Raw genomic sequence first — 21,284 nt, 5'->3', positions numbered from 1 at the left:
CCGTGGGGACTGCGCCGCATGGCGCCCTACCCGGCCCCCGCCCCCTCGTACGCCCGCGTCGAGCTGGACCCGGTCACCCAGACCGGCCGCTACTTCGACGCCGCCGGACAGGTCGTGGAGATGCCCGGCCACGGGACCAGCACCGGCACCCGACCCGCCACCAACACCGGCAACCCCTCCGACGGGTCGCGGCCCGGCGGCAGCGGTGGCGGCGACCAGGACAGCGGAAACGACACCGACCAGTGACCGACACGAGTCCGGTCCTGGTCGTCACCAACCTGGACGACCCCACGACCGACCTGGTGATCGACGAGCTGCACCGCCGGGGCGTCCCGGTGGTGCGGTTCGACTCCGGGGACTTCCCCGGCACCCTGTCGTTCGCGGCCACCCTCACGGCGCACGGGATCGACGGCACGCTGACCACGCCCACGCGCACGGCGGACCTGTCCCGGGTCCGCTCCCTGTACTACCGCAGGCCCTCCGGGTTCACCTTCCCCCACCTCGACCCCCAGACCGAGCGCTTCGCCCTCACCCAGGCCCGCTACGGGCTCGGCGGGGTCATGGCGTCGCTGCCCGGCTGCCTCTACGTCAACCACCCGCACCGCATCGGCGACGCCGAGTTCAAGCCCTCCGGGCTCACCGCCGCCGCCGCGTGCGGATTCCGTCTGCCACCCACGACGATCACCTCCTGCCCGGTCGCCGCACGCGCCTTCGCCGAGACCCACGGCCCGGTGATCTACAAGCCACTGTCCACGCCGCTGTACCGGATCGAGGGCGTCTCCTGCACGGTGGAGGTGCGCGAGGTCACCGCCGACGAGATCGACGACACGGTGGCCGGCACCGCCCACCTCTTCCAGCAGCGGATCGACAAGACCGGTGACGTGCGCGTGACCGTCATCGGCGACCGGGTCTTCTGCGTCCGGATCGACTCGGACCTGCTGGACTGGCGCACCGACTACACACGGCTCCGCTACCACGTGGTCCAGCCGCCGCCGGGCGTCCCCGAGGCCCTGCGCGCCTATCTCGACCACTTCCGGCTGGTGTTCGGCGCTTTCGACTTCGCCGTGGACCGGCAGGGGCGATGGTGGTTTCTGGAGTGCAATCCCTCCGGGCAGTGGGCGTGGCTGGAACCGGAGACCGGGCTGCCGATGGTGGCGGCGATGGCGGATCTCCTGGAGAGGAGGACGGCGTGAACGACGAGGAGTTGAGGGCACGGCTCGTCGAGCGGCTGACCGCCGGCGGCCACCTGCGGACCGGGCCCTGGCAGGAGGCCGTGTCCGCGGTGCCGCGCCACGCGTTCCTGCGCGGAGGCTTCTTCCAAGAGGTCGACGGCTCGTCGCCCACCGCCTGGACCCCGGTCATGCCGGACGATCCGCGGTGGCCGGCGGCCTGTTACGACGACGTCTCCCTGGTGACGCAGGTCGCCGGGACCATCGTGCCCGGGGACGTCCGCGGGGAGATCATGCGCGCTCCCACCTCGTCCAGCACGATGCCCGGCCTGGTCGTGCGCATGCTGGAGGACCTCCGGGTCGACGCCGGTCACCGTGTCCTGGAGATCGGCACGGGCACCGGATACTCCACCGCCCTGATGTGCCACCGGCTCGGCGACGACGCGGTGACCTCCGTCGAGGTCGACGCGGACGTGTCCACCCGCGCCCGCGCCGCGCTGGGGCACTGCGGGTTCGCCCCGGACCTGATCGTCGGCGACGGCCTCGCCGGACACGGGGCCGGGGCCCCCTACGACCGGGTGATCGCCACCTGCGGGCTCCTCACCGTCCCCCGCGAGCTGATCGAGCAGACCCGCCCCGGCGGGATCGTGCTCGTCACCCTCTGCGGCTGGCTGTACTCCTCCGAACTGGCCCGGCTCACCGTCCACGAGGACGGCACGGCATCCGGCCGCCTCCTCGGCGGGCAGATCTCCTTCATGCTCGCCAGGCCACACCTGCCGCCCTCACTGGGGCTGCTCCCCGACCTCGACGAGGGCGACGAACGGCAGGCCGTCCTCGGCACCGACGCGATCGACGACTGGAACACCCGGTTCGTCGCCCAACTCGCCGCACCACGCGCCCAGCACGTCACCCTCGTCCGCGACGGCCGCACGGAGCACCTGTTCCTCGACGCCGACACCGGCGCCTGGGCCATGCTGCGGGAGCACGACGGCCGGTGGACGGTCCGGCAGAACGGGCCGTCCCGCATCTGGGACGCCGTCGAGGAGCACATCACCCGCTGGCGCGGCGCCGGAGCCCCGCCGCTGGAGCAGTTCGAGATCACCCTCACCTCCGAACAGCCGTCGATCACCTGGCCCGGCCGCTGACCCGCGTCCCATGCCTGTGCTCCGCCCCACCGGCACCACGGGGCGGAGCGCTTCGCTCCGACGAGAACCCGAAGACCGATCACCCCATCACGCAGCCCTCGGTGCAGGAACGACTTCGGATCTCGCAGGACGTGCCGCAGTCCCGCCGCGAGCGGCACGACCGTCATGGCGAAGAGGACCCAGAACACGAACGCGGCTCCGGGCACGAGGTCGTGGACGGTGCAGCCCTCCCACTGGCAGTAGGCCCGCGGCGGAAACGGGGTGGAGACTCCCGAGACCTCCCCGCCCCTGATAACGCCCTCACCCATCGGCCCCCTGGACAGGGATCGGTCTCCGGAAGGATGCGGGTTGCTATTGAAGCCATTGGTCGGCACGGTCACCTGCTCCCTCACTGCGGTGTGCGGCCGGGGAGCAGTGGGGCCCGGCGCCGGCGCGCCGGGCCCGATGGCAGGGTCACCGTGGTCAGTTGACGAAGTCCACGATGACGTCGGCAGTTCCCGCAACGTGGTCGGTATCTCCTGCGTAGCTGACGGTGTACCGGTACCAGCCCGGTAGGGGTGGGCTGTCGCGGAACGTGAAAGTGCCGCCGGCTGCCACGGGGACGTCGGCGATCGGCACGCCGTCACGTGTCACCGTGACCCGGGCGTTGGCCGGATGCGGCACCAGGGAACTCAGCGTTCCGTGGACGGTCAGACTCTTCCCGAACCGGCTTGTCGCCGGCGCCTGCAATGTGATGTCGCTGGAGGCCTTGTGGACATCGGTGACGATGTCGAGGGTCACTTCGCCCAAGTACGGGAGGCGGGCGGCGAACAGGCGGTTGCCGTCCGGGGCCCAGGCCACGCCGCGTGCCAGCAGGTCCATGGAGGGCCAGGAAAGCGCGATCTTGCGTATCGCGGTGGTCGAGCCGGGCTGGTAGAGGTAGACGTCCCAGTCCCCTCCGGCCACGATCCCCGCGGCGACCATGCCGTTGGGGGCGATGGCGACCGAGTTGGGGTAGGGACCGGTCTCGTATCTGCCGGTCTCGGTCAGGTCCGAGATCCGCCACTGCGAGTGGAAGTAGTCGGATCCGTAGGCGGTGACGATGGTCTGCCCGTCCGGGGTCATGGCCAGGTCGGAGACGCCGCCGATGGCGTCACTGTGGGCGGTCTCCTGGGCGGTTCCGGAACTCACGTCGTACACTCGCGTCCCGGGCACGGTTTCGCCCCCCACGGCGACGAGCCGGTCGGGGAAGGCCGGTGAAGCGGCGAGCTGCGGCTTGCCGTACCACACGGCCTCGTCTCCCAAGTCAACCACCGGATCGGCATCGGCAACGCTGATCGAACCGATGCCGGCGTCGAAGAGGTTCGCCTGGTAGGAGAACCAGAGCTTCCCGCCCGCAACGGCGAGGTTCTCCGGTTCCGTGTCCGCCCCGGTGGCGAACCGGCGCGTCTCGGTCAGTGTGGTGGTGTCGACGGCGGCGATTGCGTCGGCTTCCGGCAGGGCCACGTACAGGGTGGACTCGTCCCGGGACAGGGTCATGCCGCGGGCCCCGTCGAGCCCTTCGATCGTCTTGAGCACCCGTCCGTCGTGGTCGGTGGCCACCACGACATCGTCGTAGGGTGCGCTGATGTACACGTGGTGGCTGTCAGCAAGGGTCTGCCAGTGCGACCTCACCGGCAGGACGATGCCGTCCGCGGCCCGAGCCGGGCCTGGACTGACGAACAAGGTCAGTGATGCGATGATCGCGGCAAGCACCGTCCCCGCCACGAATCTTCGTATGTGCACGTGCATGAGCTCCATTCAGTAACCGATCGACTGCGCGATGCGATCAAAGAGCCAACTCTAAGGGCAGGCAATGACGTTGGAACTGGACTGCTGCACGGCTCAATCGCTCCGTGCCTCTACCGATCGCCCTGCTGCCGGCACTCGCGTCGACCGGTTGCCCGACTGCTCGACGACCAGCTCGACCGGGTTGTTGCCGCAGGTCGCGTTCGAGCAGGGGCACACCTGGTGGGCCTGCTCCAGCAGGTTGCGACTGCTCTCCTGATCCACACCGGGTGCCCCGACCCTCGTCCCCCAGGACGCGGAACAGCGCCGGATCGGCGTGGCCTTGCAGTGATCCGCCCGTCGGAAGAGCAGCCCGTTCACGGCCGGAGGCGTTCCCTGCGGATCGGAGCGGACATGACCCTGCTCGCGAACCGGCGAGGCGGCGTACTCGGACGCTTCCCCACCCTCGATACAGGACGCGAGCCGGATACCCGAGCAGTCCTGACGCCTCGCCAACTCGGTTGGGAACCGGGCATCCTGGCCGGTGAAGGGAGTGGTTCACCCGGTGCCGGTTCCCGTGCCGGGATCACCTCTCCGCATCCCCGTACACCCGTATACCGAAGGAAGCCGTTTCGATGACTGTCCCTGCTCCCCCACCACCTCCTCCCTCCACCCCGCCGACTCCCGCCACCGGTCGTCGCGCTCCCTCCCGGTGGATCGCGCCGGTGGTGGCCGCCGTCGTCGCCGCCGGTGCGGGCACGGGCCTCGGCTGGCTCCTGTGGGCCGGGCCGGACAGCGCGGCCTCCGGGACCGGCTTGGACAACGCGGCGGCCGATGCGGCGGGCGCCTGCCAGGCGTGGAAGCGGGTTCCGGCGTTCAGCACGCTGTACAGCGGCAACGAGGACGCCTCGGCCCACTTCGACCGCGCCGTCGGTGCTGCCTCCCTGGCCCAGACCGCGGCCCGACTGGACGACCGCTACAAAGCTCTGGGCGAGGTCTTCCAGGACATCCACATGCGCCTGCGGACCTACAAGGTGGAGGGCGCCGAAGCGGAGGCGGCCCACGAGAAGGTGACCACCCTCTGCGCCGATCTGGACGGCTGAAGGGCGAACGCCGCACCCCGCCCCGCGTCCCGCCGCGGACATCCGGCCGTCGCCCCGACTCAGTCCGGGGACACGCGCCTGGCCCTCCCGTCGCTCCGGCCGCGACGCCGTACGTACGAGCCGGGGAGCGGGCCCGCCACGGCGCCCGCCTGTGCGCGCTCGCGCAGCGGGGCCAGGGCCTGTGGGGCCCGTACCAGTTCCGCCGGCAGCCCTTCGGCGGGGACGAGCGCGCACACGTGCCTGCCCTCGCGCTTACAGCGCCCGCCTGTACACCCGCGCCCCCGTGTCCCAACGCGGCGCCGATGGCGTGACGAGGCGCTAGGGTTGCGCCTCAAGGGGAGGACACCGGGCGGCCGTTGTGCCGCTCGCCGAAGCAACGCGCGGAGACGGCAGCCGGGGCCCGCGCCCCGCGGCTCAACCGACCGCGGAACAGTCTGGGGGGAACGCGCCGTGACAGACGCGCCGACGCACGCTGCCGACACCGACACGGACGAAGCCGGCGACGCCGCCGACCGGAAGGTCGTCGAGCAGGAGCAGGCCGAGATCAAGGACTTCGTCAAGGGCCTGAGCGCGGACGACATCAAGTCGGGCAACTGGTTCACCAAGCTCGCCGCTCACGCCATGAACGCGTACACCGAGAAGGTCGACTGGCAGTACTTCCAGGACCGGTACGCGGGCGTGCCCGCGGACGTCATCGTGGATCAGCGGATCAAGATGGCGGCCCGGTACGCCGCGCTCGAAGGCGGGCTCTCCGCCGGGGCCTACACGGCGACCGTCGCCGCCACCATCGGGAGCCTCGGGGGTGCCTCACCGGCGACCGTCCCCGCGGCCGTGGCGACCGTGATGGTCGACGTCGCGTTCATCACCCAGCTCCAGCTCCGCCTGGCCTACGACATCTCCGTCCTCTACCGGGTCCCGCTCGACGTGCACGACCCCGAGGACTTGTGGAAGCTCATCCGTGTGGCCCTCACCATCAAGAGCGGGGAAGCGGCCAACAAGACCGCGGCCAAAGCGGTCCCCGCCCTGGTGCGACCGCTGGTCAAGCGCTTCTACTCGAAATCGGTGCTCGCCGCCGGGAAGGCGCTCCCCGTCGTCGGGAAGCACCTCCTGCAGCGCAACGTCATCAAGATCGGCATCCCCCTGGTCGGCGTCCCCCTCGCCGTCCTGCTGAACCGCTACACGACCCTCCTCGCCGGCCGGCACGCGCGGGCCGTCTTCCGGAACGAGGCGCGGGTGATCGAACTCGCCGAGGGGATGAGCCGGAGCAGCCGGCACCCGCAGTTGATGCTGTGGGTCGCCTGGCTCGTCATCAGGGCGAACGCGAACACGAAGGCCAAGATCGCGGACGACGAGGCGCTGCTGATGCGGCATCTGGTGAGGCTGGTCCGGGAGCGGCACGAGGTGGTCGACGAGCAGTTCGCGCACGTCGTCGACATCGACCCGGCCGAGGTGTGGAGGCGCGTGGACGCCGAGCCGGGCGATCTCGGCGACGTCCTCGACGCGGCGGAGCGCGTGGCCACCGTGGACGGTGACGTCAACTCCCGTGAGAAGGCGGTCCTCGCGGAGCTTCGGGAGCGGTGCCGCCGGGGATGATCCCGTCGTGCGGCAGCGCTCTCGCGCCACTCCCCCGCCGCGACCCGGCGGCCGTGTACAGCGCGCGGCCGTACAGGCGTCACTCCTGGTGACACGCCCGGCCCGGCCGCAACGCTGGCCGCATGCACACACCGCTTTACCCTCTCCCCGGTGCCGCGGGGACCAGTGAGTTCGCGATGTCGTTCACCTCGACCCCCCGGGCGCCCGGCTGGCGCGGCTGTTCGTCGCGCACTGCCTGGACGCCTGGGGCCACCCCTATGACAGCGAGGTCAACGAGACGCTGACGCTGATCACCGCCGAGCTGAGCGCGAACGCCGTGCGGCACGGGCGGGTGCCCGGCCGGGACTTCCACGTGCGGCTGGCCGGCGAGGCAAGTGGTGAACTGCGGCTGGAGGTCTCCGACACCCGCGGCGAGCGCCGACCCGCCGTCGCGCCTCTCGCGGACCCCGACGCCGAATCCGGCCGCGGGCTGCTCCTCGTCACCGCCCTGGCCGACGACTGGGGCGTCACGGACCGCCGTGGCGGCCCGGGCAAGACCGTCTGGGCGTCGCTCAAGGCGGGCCGGCGTCCGACGGAGGCGACCGTGGCGGATCGATGAACCGATGTCAGCCATGGCGGATACGCTGAGCCACGATCGTCCACGGATGGTCGATCACCGTCCGTCCATGGACGCACGACACGGCGGAGGAGGCGCGATGCCCGCTCACCGGGACGTCCGCGAGCAGAGCTCGCGCAGGAGCGCGTACCTCGCATCGCCGCCGTCCGCGCCGACGCCTCCGCCGTACCGCGCACCGACTCGATAGGTTGCCCATGCCCGGCCGTCTGCTAGAACTGCACGTCGAGAACTTCCGCAGCCTGCGGGATGTGACCGTGCCCCTCGGTCCCCTCACGGTGCTGGTGGGCCCGAACGGCGCGGGCAAGTCGAATGTGCTGAAGGTGTTCGACTTCCTCGCCGACATCATCCGCACCGACCTCCAGCCGGCTCTGGACTCGCGCCGCGGATTCGACGAGGTGGCCTTCTGGGGCGGGAGCAGGCCGCCGACCTCGATGCGCATCCATCTGAAAGCCACCTGGACCAGCAACGCCTCGCTCAACGCACCGGACGAGTACAACCTCGTCATCCGGCGCCGCTCCCTGCCGTCGAACCGGGACAGCAGGGGAACGCGGTACACCCTGTCCCGTGAGGAGAGCTTCGCGTTCAAACGCAAACAGGGACGCGGCCGGCGCATCACCATCGCCGGCGAGGAAGCTCGCGTCGTCGACGAACGGGCGGGACAGACGCAGGACAGCGGCAGCTTCGGTATCCGCAGGCTCAGCAGTGGTCTGTCCACGCTGCCCCGGCTCGGTCCCGCCGACGGCGGGGACGAGGTGACGCGGGTCGCGGACCGGCTGTCGTCGTTCCGGGTCTTCGATGTCGACGTGGCGGCCGCCAGCCAACCGACCCGGCTGCGCGGGACGGACTTCGACACGCTCTCGCCTCACGCCGAGAACCTGGCCGGGTTTCTGATCCATCTCAGCGGCCGTGAGGAGATCTGGGACGATTTGGTCACCGACGCCCGGACCGTTCTGCCGCAGTTGGAGAACATCGAGTTCGAGGAGGTCGGCGGCTCCATGGACCAGTTGACCGTCGTCCTGCGTGAACGCGGCCTGCGCCGGCTCACACCGCTCGCCGACGCCTCGTACGGGACGGTTCGCCTGCTGGGCCTGCTCGCCCTGCTCTACGACCCGAACCCACCGGCGTTCACCTGTATCGAGGAGATCGACCACGGGCTGCACCCGCAAGCCCTGGAACTCGTCGTGCAGCGGCTGCGCGAAGCCGCAGAGCGGACGCAGTTCATCGTGGCCACCCACTCCCCCGCGCTCGTCAACCGGCTGCGGCCCGAAGAGTTCGTAGTGTGCGACCGCGACGACGACGGTGCGTCGATCATCCCCGCGCTGACCGTGGACGAGGTGAAGGCCATCGTCGAGGAATCCGGCGAACAACCCCTTGGGGAGCTGTGGTTCTCAGGTGTCCTCGGTGGCGACCTCACCGGAGGTGAACTGTGAGCCCGGGCGGGCGACACGCCGGCGGGCGGACGCCCAAGGGCCAGGGGCGGGGCGTCATCGTGCTGGCCGGTGAGGACCAGAACGACTGCCAGATCCTCGCCGAGCTGATACGGGCGCACCGGCCCGATCTGAGCGAGAGCACCAAGCTCGTCCGCATCAACGACCCGGTGCGGCTGCGCAGGAAATCCGGCCCGGAGCTGGCCGCCGCCGTGAAGACCCTGACCGGGAAGGCGCGTGCAAAGGCCCTCCGGGAGCGCGCAGAACTGCTCGGTTTCGTCGTCCACGAGGATCTGGACGGGTACGCGGATGCCGACTACGACCGGATCCGCAAGGCGCTCGCCGACGAACTGGCCCGCCAGTGTCCGGAGTTCCGCACGGCTCTCGCGCTCGCCGCCTGGGAGAGCGAGAGCTGGTTGCTGCTGTTCCCGGACGCCTTCCCTCATGTGCGTCCGCGCTGGAGGGTGCCCGCGCGGCTCCTGGACAAGGACACCGGTCGCATCAAGGGCGCCAAAGAGGAGCTGAAGCGTGGGCTCGGCTCACCGGTCTTCCGGGAGAGCGACGGCCCCGCGGTCGCCCGCAAGGCGCTGGAACACCGGCTGATCCCCTCCCCTCGCGGCAGCAATCGTTCGTACGCCGACTTCGTCGGAGATCTCACGGCCTGGGCCTGACCTCCGGTCCACCGGTGCGGGGCGGGACGCGTCCCGCCTGGGAAAATCACGCGGGCGGCCCGCACGTCGATGGACTCCCGCCCCGCGAGCATCATCGCCTGCTGCAACACCCGGCCGACCGGCTGTTCCCTGGACGGCCAGGACACCTCGATGGTCAAACGGGAACGCGTGGACCGGCCCAGCCGGCGGTGGATCACCTGCTCGTACGCGGTGACGACCTGCTGGGTGGCCATTGGGCGGTTTCGTGGTCCGGACAGGACGAAGTGGCCGTACGCACGGGGCGGCTCTCAGGCACGGTGACCACCTTGTGCGAGAAGAGGTGAACGGGCGGGGCTGCGGTCGTGGTCGGGAAGTCGCGCGCCCCCGGGGTCCGGATGCGCGCGTGCCTCACCTCGCCGCGCCGCCGCACCGGCGAGGACGTGGATCAAGCGAGCGAGTGACAGCGCCCCGACCGGATCATCGGCGAACCGTCGCACTTGTACGGGACCGGCCTCGTCCAGGAACACCTTCTCGCGTGCCAGGACGAACCCCATCGTGAGCAGGGCCGCCCGACCGTTGCCGTCGTCGAACGGGTGGAAGAAGCACACGTCCAGATAGGCACGTGCGGCCCGGGCGGCCAGGGGGACGTCCGTGACGGTCGGGGTGGCTTGGGACAGGCACGCCTCGAACTGCTCGGGTGTCTCCTCGCACACGCCATACCGTTCACGTCCCCCTTTGGCGAAGGCCGGAAGGCTGCGGAACGCCACGTCCCGGCGCCCGAGGATCAGCTTCTGCCACTCGGCGAGCAGGCCGAAGTCAAGCGGCCGGTTGGCAGCGGCGTCCGTGCGGGCCAACCGCCAGGCTGCCCGCATACCGATTCCACGCGTCGTGTCACCGTGTCCGTCGCGCGCGCCCGCAACCGCGTCGAGGGCGTCGTGGGTGCCCCGGACGGGACCGACCAATTCGTCCGAGGCCTTGTGCCACGCGATCTGCGAGCGTACCCGCAGCCAGTTCTGGAGGTCGTCACGCACCATGCTCCCTGATGGCCTCGGCGGCACGGCCGACCACTTCCGCATCGGGGGCCACCCAGCTCTCGAACTCCGAGTCCACCACCTCGTCGGCCAGTTCTTCGGCCTCCACGGGGCTCATCCCCGTCGATTCGAGATACCAGATGAGCGTCTGCGCACAGGCACCACGCCAGGTCTCGCCGGCCCCCGTGCGTTCCACGACGAGTGTCACGAGCGGAGCGACAGCGCGTTCACGCATCCGCCGTCTCTCCTCACCGCACGTGTCGGGTCCGGGAGCGAACTGCGCGAAGACCGCAGCGATCTCCTCGAGCCAAGCGCGCCATTGGAGCAGGGCGCTGGTGTACCGCTGCGCCTGCTGTTCCAGATCGCCGCTGCCCAGTCCACTCGCCGGCAGGTCCTGGATGATCGCCCCTGAGCCGGGGTACTCGCCAACGGCGTAGCAGCAGCCGAACGCCCATGAGCCGTAGTGCTCGGCAAGGCCCCGGGCGACCGCGTTGTCCGACCGCAGCCCTCGTGGCCGACCCGACTCCGGGTCGGGCGAGGACACCACGTCACGCACCACGTCGGGCGCCCGGCCGGGGTCGAACGGGTGCGTGGTCGGATTGACGTCCCGCCACGTCATCGACGTCGGGAACCAATCGGAACTGATGACTACTCCTGCGATCTGGGCGTGGGTGCCGCTAAGGCTGTGACCGCGCTCCAGGCACTCGTCGGCGGCGTGGTCCGGATCGTACGTGCCGGCCGAGTGCTCGGTCGGCTCGTCAGGGCACGCCGGGGCCGGTAGGGCATCGACGTCATGACCGTGAACGGCGGGGCGCGACTGCTGTCGTACCTGATCCGCGTGTCGATGCCCGTCACGTCGTACGCCTTGGCTCTCAGGCCGCCCTGCTTGTACCCGGAGAGCGGATCGTCGGGGTCCACCGGCTGCTTGAACACGCTGCGGCCGCTGGTCTCGCCGTTCGGCCCCGTCGACGGGCCACCACTTCCAGCTCCTGCTCCGTGAACCCGTCCCGGCTGAGGCGTACGGCCTGCTCGAGATGTCGGATCACTTCACGGATGCGCACGGCGTCCTCGGCCGCCGCGCGGTGGAACTCCCGGTACGCCGTCGCCGCCGGTCCCCGCCAGCCCGCCTCGATGCTGTCGACGATCGCGTCCATGCGCTTGACCTGCTTGTTCAGGTGGTCCTGCATGTCGTCGAGGTCGTCGGCCAGTTTGGTGAGGTCCCGGCTCGACACCGCCAGGTCGACGCCACCCTCCTGACCCGCGCCAGCTCCCTGGGCCCCCATGCCCCGCACCTCCGCCCCCGTGGCCCCAGCATGACAATGCCGCGTGTACTCCGTGATCCTAACCACGCGCTTCGCCGGGGCCGAAGTCCAGGATCCGACCAGGCGGGTACCGATGTCCGAGGTGGGCGGTATTTTTGACGCTGATCGTCACGGCGCCCTCGCCGAACGTCACGGTGGCGCGCGTCCGGCGGTCGTGGTGACCGTCCTGCCCGAAAGGTCCTCGTGAAGCCCACCCTGGCCGCCGCGCAGCTCCGCGGCAGTCTGACGCAGTACCTCACGACGACGTACGCGCTGGCCGACGAGGACACGCGGCTCGCACTGGAGCGGTTCCTCGGGGATCCGGAAACCGGCATCTTCCGGGGGCCGTACCTGCGGATCAGGACGCCGTTCCATCCGGCCGGGGACGGGTGGCAGGCGGCACTGGAGTGGCGGCCGTCGTTCACGCCGTGGCGACACCAGGCGAAGGCGTGGCAGCGGCTGAGCACGTACCGGGGAGCGGCCGAGCCGACGCTCGTGACGACCGGCACCGGGTCCGGCAAGACCGAGTCGTTCCTGATCCCCGTACTCGACCACTGCAGGCGTGAGAAGGCGCTGGGGCGGCGCGGGGTGAAGGCCGTGCTGCTGTACCCGATGAACGCGCTCGCCACCGACCAGGCGGGCCGCATCGGCGACTACCTGGCGCAGCCCGAGCTGGCGCAGGTGACGGCCGGTCTCTACATCGGCGACAAGCCGGACACGGATTTCCGGCGGGTGATGACGCGGCGCGAGGAGATGCGTCAGGCGCCGCCGGACATGCTGATCACCAACTACAAGATGCTGGACCTGCTGCTGCAGCGGGCCGAGGACCGGCCGCTGTGGGAGGGCGCGGACCCGGCGTACGTCGTCCTGGACGAGTTCCACACCTACGACGGCGCGCAGGGCACGGACGTGGCGATGCTGCTGCGGCGGCTGGCGTCCGCCGTGGGCGCCTCGAAGCCGGAACGGCCGCTGGGGTCGATCTGCCCGGTGGCGACCTCGGCGACCCTCGGCGAGGGCGGGGGCGACGGCAGCGGCATCCTCGGCGTCGCCGAGCAGGTGTTCGGGGTGCCGTTCGGACCGGACTCCGTGATCGGTGAGGAGCGGCTGAGCGCCGACGACTTCGTCGGCGACATCGACTACGAGCTGCCCGAGCCGCCCGGCCCCCAGGAGGTCATCGAGGTCTCGGGCGGGCCGGGCGTGGAGTCCGATCCGGACCGGCTGGACCTCGACGGACTCGCCGAACGGTTGCTGGGGCGGCGCGGCCTGGACGCCTTCCAGATCGGACGGCTGCTGAAGAAGCACGACTTCACCCACGGGGTGCTCGCCCTGCTGAACGGCGACCCGCTCGACGAGTGGGGACTGCGGGACCGCATGGCCCGCTTCGGGTACGCGTGGGCGCGCACCGCGCGGGAGAACCCGCGCCTCGCGCTGGAGGCGCTGTCGCGGTTCGTGGCGCTGCTGTCGTCCGCGCGGGACCCGGAGTCCGACGAGCGCCGGCCGCGTCCGCTGCTGCACATCGAGGCGCACCTGTGGGTGCGGCCGGTGGGGCGGGTGCTGAGCGGGGTGGGCGCCCGGCCGGAGTTCCGCTGGTACGAGGACGAGCGGACCGCCGCCCGGCGCTCCGCGCTCACGGCGGCGTCCGCGTCCGAGGAGTCGTCCGACGGCGACGAGTGGCCGGTGACCGACTCGCGGCGTCCCGAGGCGTTGCCCGGTTCGGACACCGTGCAGCGTCCTGCCCAGGCGCACCTGCCCGCGATCTACTGCCGCGTGTGCGGCCGCTCCGGCTGGGCGGCACTGTCCCCGGAGGCCGATCCGCAGAAGCTGGAGATGAGTCCGCAGCGGATCTGGTCGGCGGGCCTGGGGCGTGACAAGCGGCGGCTGCGGTACTTCATCTCCGCGACGCCGGCCGAGGCACGGGACGCGCTCGCGGCGCTCACCGGTACCGCCCCGAAGCAGGCTGGTGCCGTCGACCCGCAGACCGTGGTGGTGCTGGACGGCGCGCAGAGCACGTACCGCCTGCCCTCGGCCGAGGACGGGGAAGGGCTGCAGGACGCCTGGTTCGCGCGGGCCATCCTCGAGAAGAAGACCGCCGACCAGGCCGCCAAGGACGACACCTGCCCGGCGTGCAACACCGACAACGGCATCCGGTTCCTCGGCACCGCGCTCGCCTCGCTGGCCTCGGCCACGGTCACCCAGCTGTTCACCGGCGGGCACGAGATCGCGCTGGCGCCGGAGGAACGCAAGACGCTGCTGTTCAACGACTCCACCCAGGACGCGGCGCACCGGGCCGGGTACGTCGCCAACGCCTCGTACAAGTTCTCCCTGCGCTCGCTGCTGGCACACCGGCTGGACGACACCGGCGCGGCGCTCCCGCTCAACGACCTCATCGGCGACGTCCTGGACTCCGTGGACGACCCGCAGACGCTGGCCGCGGTCGTCCCGCCGGACCTCCACGACGAACCGGGCGTGGACCGGCTCCTGTCGGGACGCGGCACCGGGGACGCGCGGACCTGGAAGCTCATCGGGGAACGCCTCGCCTTCGCGACGGTCATGGAGTTCGGGCTGCGCTCCCGGCTCGGGCGCACCCTGGAACTGACCCGGACCACGGCCGCGGAGGTGGTGATCACCGAACCGGACCGGATCGTCGCCCTCGCCCGCGACCTGCACCTCACCCTGCCGGGACAGCTCGGCCTGGACGGCGGCCTGCCCACGCCCGACCGGTACCTGGCCTACGTGCGGGGGCTGCTGGAGCGGCTGCGGCTGCGCGGCGGCGTCCGGCACCGGTGGCTGGACACCTGGATCAAGGAAGCCGGTGTCAACCAGTACCTCATCTCCGGGCAGCGGCCGGAGGGGATGCCCGCCTTCCCCGAGGGGTACGTGGCACCGCCGAGGTTCCTGCTCGCCGGCCCGAAGGAGAAGTCGAAGTTCGACACGATCACCGGGCGCGGCAACTGGTACCAGGACTGGACGCGCCGCTGCCTCGGCCTGGACGCGCAGCAGGCGACCGAGTACCTGCGCCGGCTGCTGCCCGTCCTCGCGGACGAGGGCGTACTCTCGGCGCGCACCGCCAAGGACCGCACCACCCGCGTGTACGGGCTGCAGCCGGGCCACATCCACGTGCGGCTGCTGGCGGACGAGCTGGTCAACAAGGCGTTCGTGTCCTGCGAGGAATGCGGCTGGCAGCAGGTGGTGCCACCCGAGCGGCGCACCCGCTGGTACGGGCACCCCTGCCCGCGCTGGCGCTGCACCGGCATGCTCACGCCGCCGCAGTACGGCATGTCCTCGACGGGGGCGGGCAGCGGCGGCTTCGGCGGGAAACTGGAGCGCGACTACCGGGCCGACTACTACCGCCGCCTGTACCTGACCGGCGGCACCTACCGGGTCGTCACGGCCGAGCACACCGGCATGCTGACCCGGCCCGAACGGGAGCGCGTGGAGCGGACGTTCCGGCAGGGCGCGCACTACACCGACCCGAACGTGCTGTCCTGCACGCCCACCCTGGAACTGGGCATCGACATCGGCGACCTGTCGGCGGTGCTGCTCGGCTCGCTGCCGGGCGGCCCCGCGAACTACGTGCAGCGGGCCGGGCGTGCCGGGCGCCGCACCGGAAACGCCCTGGTGGTCGCCTTCGGCGGGCGCCGGGCCCGCGACCGGTACTACCTGGACGACCCGACCGAGATGATCGCCGGTGACATCGTGCCGCCGGGCTGCTACCTGTCGGCCGTCGAGATCCTGCGCCGCCAGTACACGGCGCACCTGCTGGACCGGGCGGCGCGCGGCGAACTCACCACGGCGGACGGCGAACAGCTGATGCCGGTGCCGCGCCTGTCGTCGGCGCTGTTCGGCACCACCGGCTGGTGCCAGGACCTGTCGGACGCGGCACTCACCCACGGGGCGCGCCTGGTGGAGGAGTTCCTGACGCTGTTCCCGCAAGCGCCGGACGGCGGCCCGGGCGACGACCGGGGCGTGTCCCCGCACGCCGCGGCCGAGCTGCGCGCGTACGCCACCGGCGGTATCGCGCGCACACTTGCGGAGGCCGAGGAGGAGTGGACCGCGCGCCGCGAGGAACTGCGCCGCCGCATCGCCGCCATCGACACCGCGATGGACGGGCTGCTCGCCGAGGACCGGGAACAGGGCGCCGAGCGCCGCGAGTTGCTCGCGGAACGGCGGGCCACGGGCGAGCTGCTGCGCCAGCTCAGCCAGACCAGTGCCCACGCGGCCCTCGTCGAGCTGGGCCTGTTGCCCAACTACAGCCTCACCGACACCACCACCTCGCTGGAGGCCACGCTCTACTGGAAGGAGGCCGCCGGAAGCGACGAGGGCGCCGAGGCACCGGAGGGCGACGACGTGCGCCGGGAGTGGGCGTACCGCAGCGAGACGCGCGACTACGAGCGGTCCCGCAAACTGGCGCTCACCGAACTCGCCCCCGGCAACAGCTTCTACGTCAACGGCTACCGGCACGTCGTGCGCGCCCTCGACATCGGCAGCCCGGAGCGGCGTGCCTGGGCGGTGTGGCGCCTGTGCCCGGCCTGCGGGTACGCGCGCACGCACGGCGACCCGAAGAACGACACCTCGCCGTGCCCGCGGTGCGGTTCTCGGGAGATCGCCGACGCGGGCTGCGTGCACCACGTGCTCGAGCCCCGACGCGTGATGTCCCGGGACAAGCGGGACGACGCCCGGGTGCGGGACGACCGCGACGAGCGGGACCGCAGGCGGTACGCGGTGCTCACCACCGTCGACGTCGACCCGGCGCACCTGGCGGCGGGATCGTGGCGGCACGACACCGCGGTCTTCGGCGCCGACTTCACCCGCAGGGCCGTCGTCCGCACCCTGAACCTGGGGATCGACCGGCAGGACGGCAGCAGCACGGTCCCGCTGGCCGGGGACGACGTGCGCCTCAATCCGTTCTACGTGTGCACCAGTTGCGGCGGTGCGACGGCCGACGGGCGGCCGGTCGTCGACCAGTCGCAGCACGCGCTCACCGCCTCCCTCGCCCGCTCCACCCGGGCGAGCGCCCACCACCAGCTGTGGTGCCCGCGCCGGCGGCTGCACGGCAGCGGGGAGGAGCAGGGTGCCGGCACGGACGTGCCGCTGCTGCTGGCGCACGAGCTGACGACGGAGGCCGTCCGCATCCTGCTGCCCGCGTCCGTGGCCCGGGCCAAGGAGCGGCTCGCGTCGTTCACCGCCGCGCTGTTCGCCGGCATCGCGGCCCGCTACGGCGGCGACCCCGACCACATCGACATCACCTCCGCCTCCATGCCCGACGGCGAGGACCGCGACTGGCCGCGCCGGTTCCTCGTGGTGTACGACCGGCTGCCCGGCGGCACCGGATACCTGCACCGCCTGGCGACCTCCGACGGCTTCCGCGAGGTCCTGCTGAAGGCCCGCGAGGTGATCGAGGGCTGCGGCTGCCTGGAGAAGGGCCTCGACGGCTGCCACCGCTGCCTGCTGCGCCGGGTGCCGCCGGCCGACTACGACAAGGTCAGCCGCAACGAGGTCCGGCAGATGCTCGACGAACTGCTCGGCGCGGACGGCGACCGCTGGTCCACCTCACCCGTCGCCACCACCCAGCACATCCCCATGCACCGCCAGGCCGAGAGCGACCTCGAGGTCCTGTTCATCGACACGCTGCGGGAGTGGGCCGGACTGCCCGAGAACCGTGCCAGTGGCGACGCCTACATCACGCCGGCCGGCACCCACGCGCTGGACCTGCGGCTGACCGCCGCCGACGGCACCACCCTGAGCTGGCGGGTGTCGCAGCAGCGGGTCCTGGACGGCACCCGCCCCGACGTCCTCTTCGAACGGGTCGACGCGCCCGGCCCGCGCGTGGCGCTCTACCTGGACGGCTACGAGTTCCACGCGGGCCGCGACCACAACCGGGTCGCTGACGACGCCGACAAGCGCACCCGGCTGCGCGCGGAAGGGCTCAGGGTCTTCCAGCTCACCTACGGCGACGTGCGGGACTGGCAACGCCGGGTCCGGGACATCGGCCACGCGGGCGCGGGGCCGGCCGACCCGGTGTGGGAGCCGTACGGCGACAAGGCCCGTGACAAGGCCCGCGGTTTCTACGCCGCGGTGCGGGGCGGGCTGCCCGGTGAGCTGGCGGAGACGGTGTGGGTCAATCCGGCCGTGCAGCTCGTGGAGTACCTGCGCCGGCCGGACGCGGAGCGCTGGCAGTGGCGGGCGGAAGCCGCCCTGGCGGGCTTCATGGGTGCCGGGGCCCGTCCGGCCGCCCTGCCGCCGGAAGCACTGGGCGAACAGATCACGGCGGCACTGCGCGGCGGAACCCCCGCGGGACCGCGCGGCCCCGTGCAGCTGTTCTCGGTGACCGACCGCTCGGGGCTGCCGCTGGTGTTCACCGCGGACGGCAGGGCGAAGCCCCCCGTCTGGACCGGCATCGTCCTCCTCGACGACGCGTCCGGCGTCCACGCCCAGGAGGAGGCGCACAAGCGCCGTTGGCGGGCCTGGCTGTACTGGTCCAACCTGCTGCAGTTCCTGGACGCCGGTGGCGGTGACGCCGCCCAGCTCACGACCGGCCGTCTCGACGGTTTCCCCGTCGAGATCCTGGCGGTGACGGGCGGCAGCGGCGTGCTGGAAAGCCTCCGCCTCACGCTCGCCGGCACCGCGGTCACCGACAGCACGCCCGCGTCGGCCACGGCCGCACCACCGGCGTCCCCGCTCCCCGCGGCCACCGAGGTCTCCCCCACAGGTGACGGCGCGCCCGTGCGGGACGCGGCGTGGGACCGTGTCGTCGAGTACCTCGACCCGGACGAGCCCGGCCTGCTCGCGCTCGCCGAGGCCCTCGCCACGCGCGGTGCCCCGGTGCCCGAGGACGGCTACGAGCTCGACGAGAACGGCTGGCTGGCCGAACTGGCCTGGCCCACCGCACGCGTCGGTGTCGTCCTCTCCCCCCGCCCGCCGGAGGGTGAGGACGAGGACCCGGAGGCCGCCGACCGCGACCGCGCGTTCACCGCGGCCGGCTGGGAGGTGCGGCCCGCCGCCGACTGGACCGCCGACGACATCGCGGACCGCCTCGACGGCGCACAACCATCCGGCGACCGGGAAGGTCGTAACCAGCCAGACCGCACCACCACGGACAACGGGGAGAACGAACAGCCGTGACCGGCAAGAACGTGACACTGCGCCTGCTCGACAAGGCGGACCGGGAGATCCTCAAGCTCCCCCGCCCGGTCAAGGGCGCGATCTACGACTTCCAGCACAAGTTCAAGACCAACCCCGACTCCGCCGGCCTGCGCCTCAAGCAACTGCAGGGGCACGACAAGCTGCACTCGGCACGCGTCAACGACGAGTACCGCGCGCTGCTGCTGCGCCTGGCGGACGACGACTGGCTGATCGTCTCGGTCAAGCACCGCAAGGACGTGTACGCGCACCTGGACCGGCTCACCTACTCGGTCAACCGGGTCACCGGCGGCATCGAGTACGTGGACCTCCAGGTCGTGCAGGAGGAGGTGCTCGCTCCTTCGGCTTCGCGGACAACCGCACCCTCCGAGCCCGCCCGTCCCGCCGAGTCCGCCGAACCGGCCGCCCCGGAGCCGCTGTTCGCCAAATGGTCGGAACAGCAGCTCACCGACCTGGGCGTGGCCGCGTCCCTGGTTCCGGTCGTCGCCGCGCTGACCACCGAGGACCAGCTCCTCGGACTCGTCGAGTACGCGCCGCAGCTCACCGGCGAGGTCCTGCTGGCGCTGTACGACGGCAAGGCGTACGACGACGTCCTGGAGCAGGTCACCGCCCCCGTCGCGGTGCCCGACCCCGTGGACCCCGAGGACTTCCGGACCGCCGTCGAACGTCCCGCCACCATCGTCACCACGACCGACGACGCGCTGCGCGAGGCGCTGGAGGGCGAGGACTTCGGGCGCTGGAAGGTGTTCCTGCACCCCACCCAGGCCAAGCTGGTCACGCGGGACTACAGCGGTCCGGCACGTGTGGGCGGCGGACCCGGCACCGGCAAGACGATCGTGGCACTGCACCGGGTCAAACACCTGGTGGAGCGGCTCCCGGCCGGCCGGACCAAGCCGGTCCTGCTGACCACGTACAACAAGAACCTCGCAGCGGACCTGCGCTCGCGGCTGCTCGCCCTGGGCGGCGAGGCACTGCTGTCACGTGTCGAGATCAGCCACGTCGACCAGCTCGCGCTGCGCACCGTCCGGGAGGCGGAGCCGGGCAACCGCAAGCGGATCGTCGACGAGGCGCAGGCGGTCCGCGCATGGCGCTCACTCCTCGACGAACTCGGCGAGGACGGCTGGGACGCGGAGTTCCTGCACGACGAGTGGACGCAGGTGATCCTCGGCCAGGCGGTGACCTCCCGCACGGACTACTTCCGCGCCCGCCGCGCCGGACGCGGACGCACGGTCAGCCGTGCCGAGCGCGCGGAGATCTGGCAGCTCGCCGAGCGGTTCACCCAGCGCCTGGACCGGCTCGGGGTCCAGACGTGGGACCAGATCGCGGAGCGGGCGGCCCAGTTGGAGACGGCACGCGCCCGGCGCATCCAGGACATCGACCGCCGCCGGGAGGAGGCGGGCGGCCTCGACAACATCCACGTGGCCGACGGTTCGGGGGGCTGGCTGCGCTACCGGTACCGGCACATCGTGGTCGACGAGGCCCAGGACCTGCGGCCCGCGCACTGGAAGATGCTGCGCGCGATGACCGCCCCGGACCGCAACGATCTCTTCCTGGTCGGTGACACCCACCAGCGCATCTACAAGAACCAGGTGACCCTCGGCAGCCTCGGCATCAACATCCGCGGCCGGTCGTCGAAGCTGTCGCTGAGCTACCGCACGACCCGGCAGATCCTGCGCTCGGCGCTGAACGTGCTCGGCGAGGAGAAGTACGACGACCTCGACGGCAGCGCCGAGACGCTGGCCGGGTACCGGTCCGTGCTCAGCGGTGGTGTACCGGACCTGCACCAGCTGGCCGACTGGACGGACGAGCGCGAGGCGATCGCCACGCTGATCGAGTCCTGGGGGGAGGTGCCGCACGAGCAGATCGCCATCGCCGTGCCGACCAACGACATGGCGCGCGAGGTCGCTTACACCTTGAGGGAGCACGGCATCATGGCGCTGGAGATCGGTCCGGACGGGCCGCTCGGCGACAGCGGCGTCCACATCGGCACGATGTTCCGGTTCAAGGGGCTGGAGTACCAGCGCATGATCATCGCCGGGGTGACCGACGGGCTGGTGCCGCGCGCGGACGTCCAGCGGCGACGCGCCACGGACCCGGCGCGCCACCGGACGGAGATGCAGCGGGCCCGGTCCCTGCTCTTCGTGGCGGCCACGCGTGCCCGGGACAGCCTGGACGTCTTCTGGCACGGGGAGCCGAGCCCGTTCCTCAAGGAACTGATAGAGGTCCGGCCGCCGGTCGCGGCGTGACCCGCTCCGGGATCGTGCCGCGGTCCCGTCTCGGCTAACGCGGCATGACCGGCGCTTGAGGCACGAGGAACGGCCGCCGGGGGTCCTCCGGCGGCGTCCTGCGGGTCGCGAGTGCCG

The 21,284-nt window shown here is 71.7% G+C and carries 14 protein-coding genes and 1 pseudogene; 10 read left to right on the top strand and 5 right to left on the bottom strand.

The features are described from left to right. The 3 genes from tgmA to tgmC all read left to right on the top strand — a co-directional run. Nucleotides 1-246, top strand: a 246-nt coding sequence (tgmA, locus tag B7L92_RS06565; protein WP_255310784.1) for a putative ATP-grasp-modified RiPP, incomplete at its 5' end; no start/stop codon positions are given. Next, nucleotides 243-1,193: an ATP-grasp ribosomal peptide maturase gene (tgmB, locus tag B7L92_RS06560; protein WP_081236520.1), complete on the top strand. Its 951-nt coding sequence runs from the start codon at nt 243-245 to the stop codon at nt 1,191-1,193. The genes tgmA and tgmB, both read left to right, overlap by 4 nt. After that, nucleotides 1,190-2,314 carry an ATP-grasp peptide maturase system methyltransferase gene (gene tgmC / locus B7L92_RS06555; protein ID WP_081236519.1) on the top strand — a complete coding sequence of 375 codons (1,125 nt, stop codon included), beginning with the start codon at nt 1,190-1,192 and terminating at the stop codon, nt 2,312-2,314. Before tgmB ends, tgmC begins: the two co-directional genes overlap by 4 nt. Before the next feature lie 462 nt (nt 2,315-2,776). Here the strand turns inward: tgmC and B7L92_RS06550 are convergent, their stop codons facing one another. Continuing rightward, nucleotides 2,777-4,084, bottom strand: coding sequence for a hypothetical protein (locus B7L92_RS06550; protein ID WP_081236518.1), 1,308 nt, complete (start codon nt 4,082-4,084; stop codon nt 2,777-2,779). A 611-nt stretch (nt 4,085-4,695) separates the two neighbouring features. On the opposite strand from B7L92_RS06550, the gene B7L92_RS39225 reads away from it, so the two are divergent. The 5 genes from B7L92_RS39225 to B7L92_RS06530 all read left to right on the top strand — a co-directional run bounded on the left by B7L92_RS39225 (nt 4,696) and on the right by B7L92_RS06530 (nt 9,470). Further along, on the top strand, nt 4,696-5,163 hold the full coding sequence (locus B7L92_RS39225; RefSeq protein ID WP_143626250.1) for a hypothetical protein: 468 nt from the start codon (nt 4,696-4,698) through the stop codon (nt 5,161-5,163). A 450-nt stretch (nt 5,164-5,613) separates the two neighbouring features. Beyond that, nucleotides 5,614-6,756, top strand: a complete 1,143-nt coding sequence (locus B7L92_RS42015) for a hypothetical protein (protein WP_081236517.1) — start codon at nt 5,614-5,616, stop codon at nt 6,754-6,756. 208 nt (nt 6,757-6,964) lie between these two features. Beyond that, entirely contained in the window at nt 6,965-7,354 is a 390-nt protein-coding gene (locus B7L92_RS06540; RefSeq protein ID WP_368656230.1) for an ATP-binding protein, read from the top strand. A 212-nt stretch (nt 7,355-7,566) separates the two neighbouring features. Beyond that, the gene (locus tag B7L92_RS06535) at nt 7,567-8,802 is read left to right on the top strand and encodes an AAA family ATPase (protein ID WP_081236516.1); all 1,236 of its coding nucleotides are present in this window, start codon (nt 7,567-7,569) and stop codon (nt 8,800-8,802) included. Beyond that, nucleotides 8,799-9,470 (top strand): hypothetical protein, encoded by a 672-nt coding sequence (locus B7L92_RS06530; RefSeq protein ID WP_255310783.1) that lies wholly within the window; start codon nt 8,799-8,801, stop codon nt 9,468-9,470. The genes B7L92_RS06535 and B7L92_RS06530 overlap by 4 nt, the downstream gene beginning before the upstream one ends. 44 nt (nt 9,471-9,514) lie before the next feature. Here the strand turns inward: B7L92_RS06530 and B7L92_RS42010 are convergent. From B7L92_RS42010 to B7L92_RS06510, 4 genes and pseudogenes are all read right to left on the bottom strand, one after another. Next, nucleotides 9,515-9,747: pseudogene (locus B7L92_RS42010) on the bottom strand (RNase A-like domain-containing protein); the annotation flags it as partial. A 10-nt stretch (nt 9,748-9,757) separates the two neighbouring features. After that, nucleotides 9,758-10,483 carry a Fic family protein gene (locus tag B7L92_RS06520; protein ID WP_081236515.1) on the bottom strand — a complete coding sequence of 242 codons (726 nt, stop codon included), beginning with the start codon at nt 10,481-10,483 and terminating at the stop codon, nt 9,758-9,760. Continuing rightward, the gene (locus tag B7L92_RS06515) at nt 10,473-11,099 is read right to left on the bottom strand and encodes a hypothetical protein (RefSeq protein WP_081236514.1); all 627 of its coding nucleotides are present in this window, start codon (nt 11,097-11,099) and stop codon (nt 10,473-10,475) included. Before B7L92_RS06515 ends, B7L92_RS06520 begins: the two co-directional genes overlap by 11 nt. 253 nt (nt 11,100-11,352) lie before the next feature. Further along, complete coding sequence (locus tag B7L92_RS06510) at nt 11,353-11,763, bottom strand: WXG100 family type VII secretion target (protein ID WP_081236513.1); 411 nt, start codon at nt 11,761-11,763, stop codon at nt 11,353-11,355. 222 nt (nt 11,764-11,985) lie between these two features. On the opposite strand from B7L92_RS06510, the gene B7L92_RS06500 reads away from it, so the two are divergent. Together B7L92_RS06500 and B7L92_RS06495 are read left to right on the top strand one after the other, a co-directional pair. Then, entirely contained in the window at nt 11,986-18,903 is a 6,918-nt protein-coding gene (locus tag B7L92_RS06500; RefSeq protein WP_081236511.1) for a DEAD/DEAH box helicase, read from the top strand. Then, complete coding sequence (locus B7L92_RS06495) at nt 18,900-21,167, top strand: UvrD-helicase domain-containing protein (protein WP_081236510.1); 2,268 nt, start codon at nt 18,900-18,902, stop codon at nt 21,165-21,167. Before B7L92_RS06500 ends, B7L92_RS06495 begins: the two co-directional genes overlap by 4 nt. The last annotated feature ends 117 nt before the right edge of the window (nt 21,168-21,284 follow it).

Source organism: Streptomyces viridosporus, assembly GCF_002078235.1.
Lineage (GTDB): Bacteria > Actinomycetota > Actinomycetes > Streptomycetales > Streptomycetaceae > Streptomyces > Streptomyces viridosporus.
This window is presented reverse-complemented; position numbering and strand designations above follow the sequence as displayed.

Coding starts and splice junctions, on each gene's coding strand:
- B7L92_RS06550 (WP_081236518.1), bottom strand. CDS start 4,084: ATGCACGTGCACATACGAAGATTCGTGGCGGGGACGGTGCTTGCCGCG.
- B7L92_RS06520 (WP_081236515.1), bottom strand. CDS start 10,483: ATGGTGCGTGACGACCTCCAGAACTGGCTGCGGGTACGCTCGCAGATC.
- B7L92_RS06510 (WP_081236513.1), bottom strand. CDS start 11,763: ATGGGGGCCCAGGGAGCTGGCGCGGGTCAGGAGGGTGGCGTCGACCTG.
- B7L92_RS06535 (WP_081236516.1), top strand. CDS start 7,567: ATGCCCGGCCGTCTGCTAGAACTGCACGTCGAGAACTTCCGCAGCCTG.
- B7L92_RS39225 (WP_143626250.1), top strand. CDS start 4,696: ATGACTGTCCCTGCTCCCCCACCACCTCCTCCCTCCACCCCGCCGACT.
- B7L92_RS06515 (WP_081236514.1), bottom strand. CDS start 11,099: ATGACGTGGCGGGACGTCAATCCGACCACGCACCCGTTCGACCCCGGC.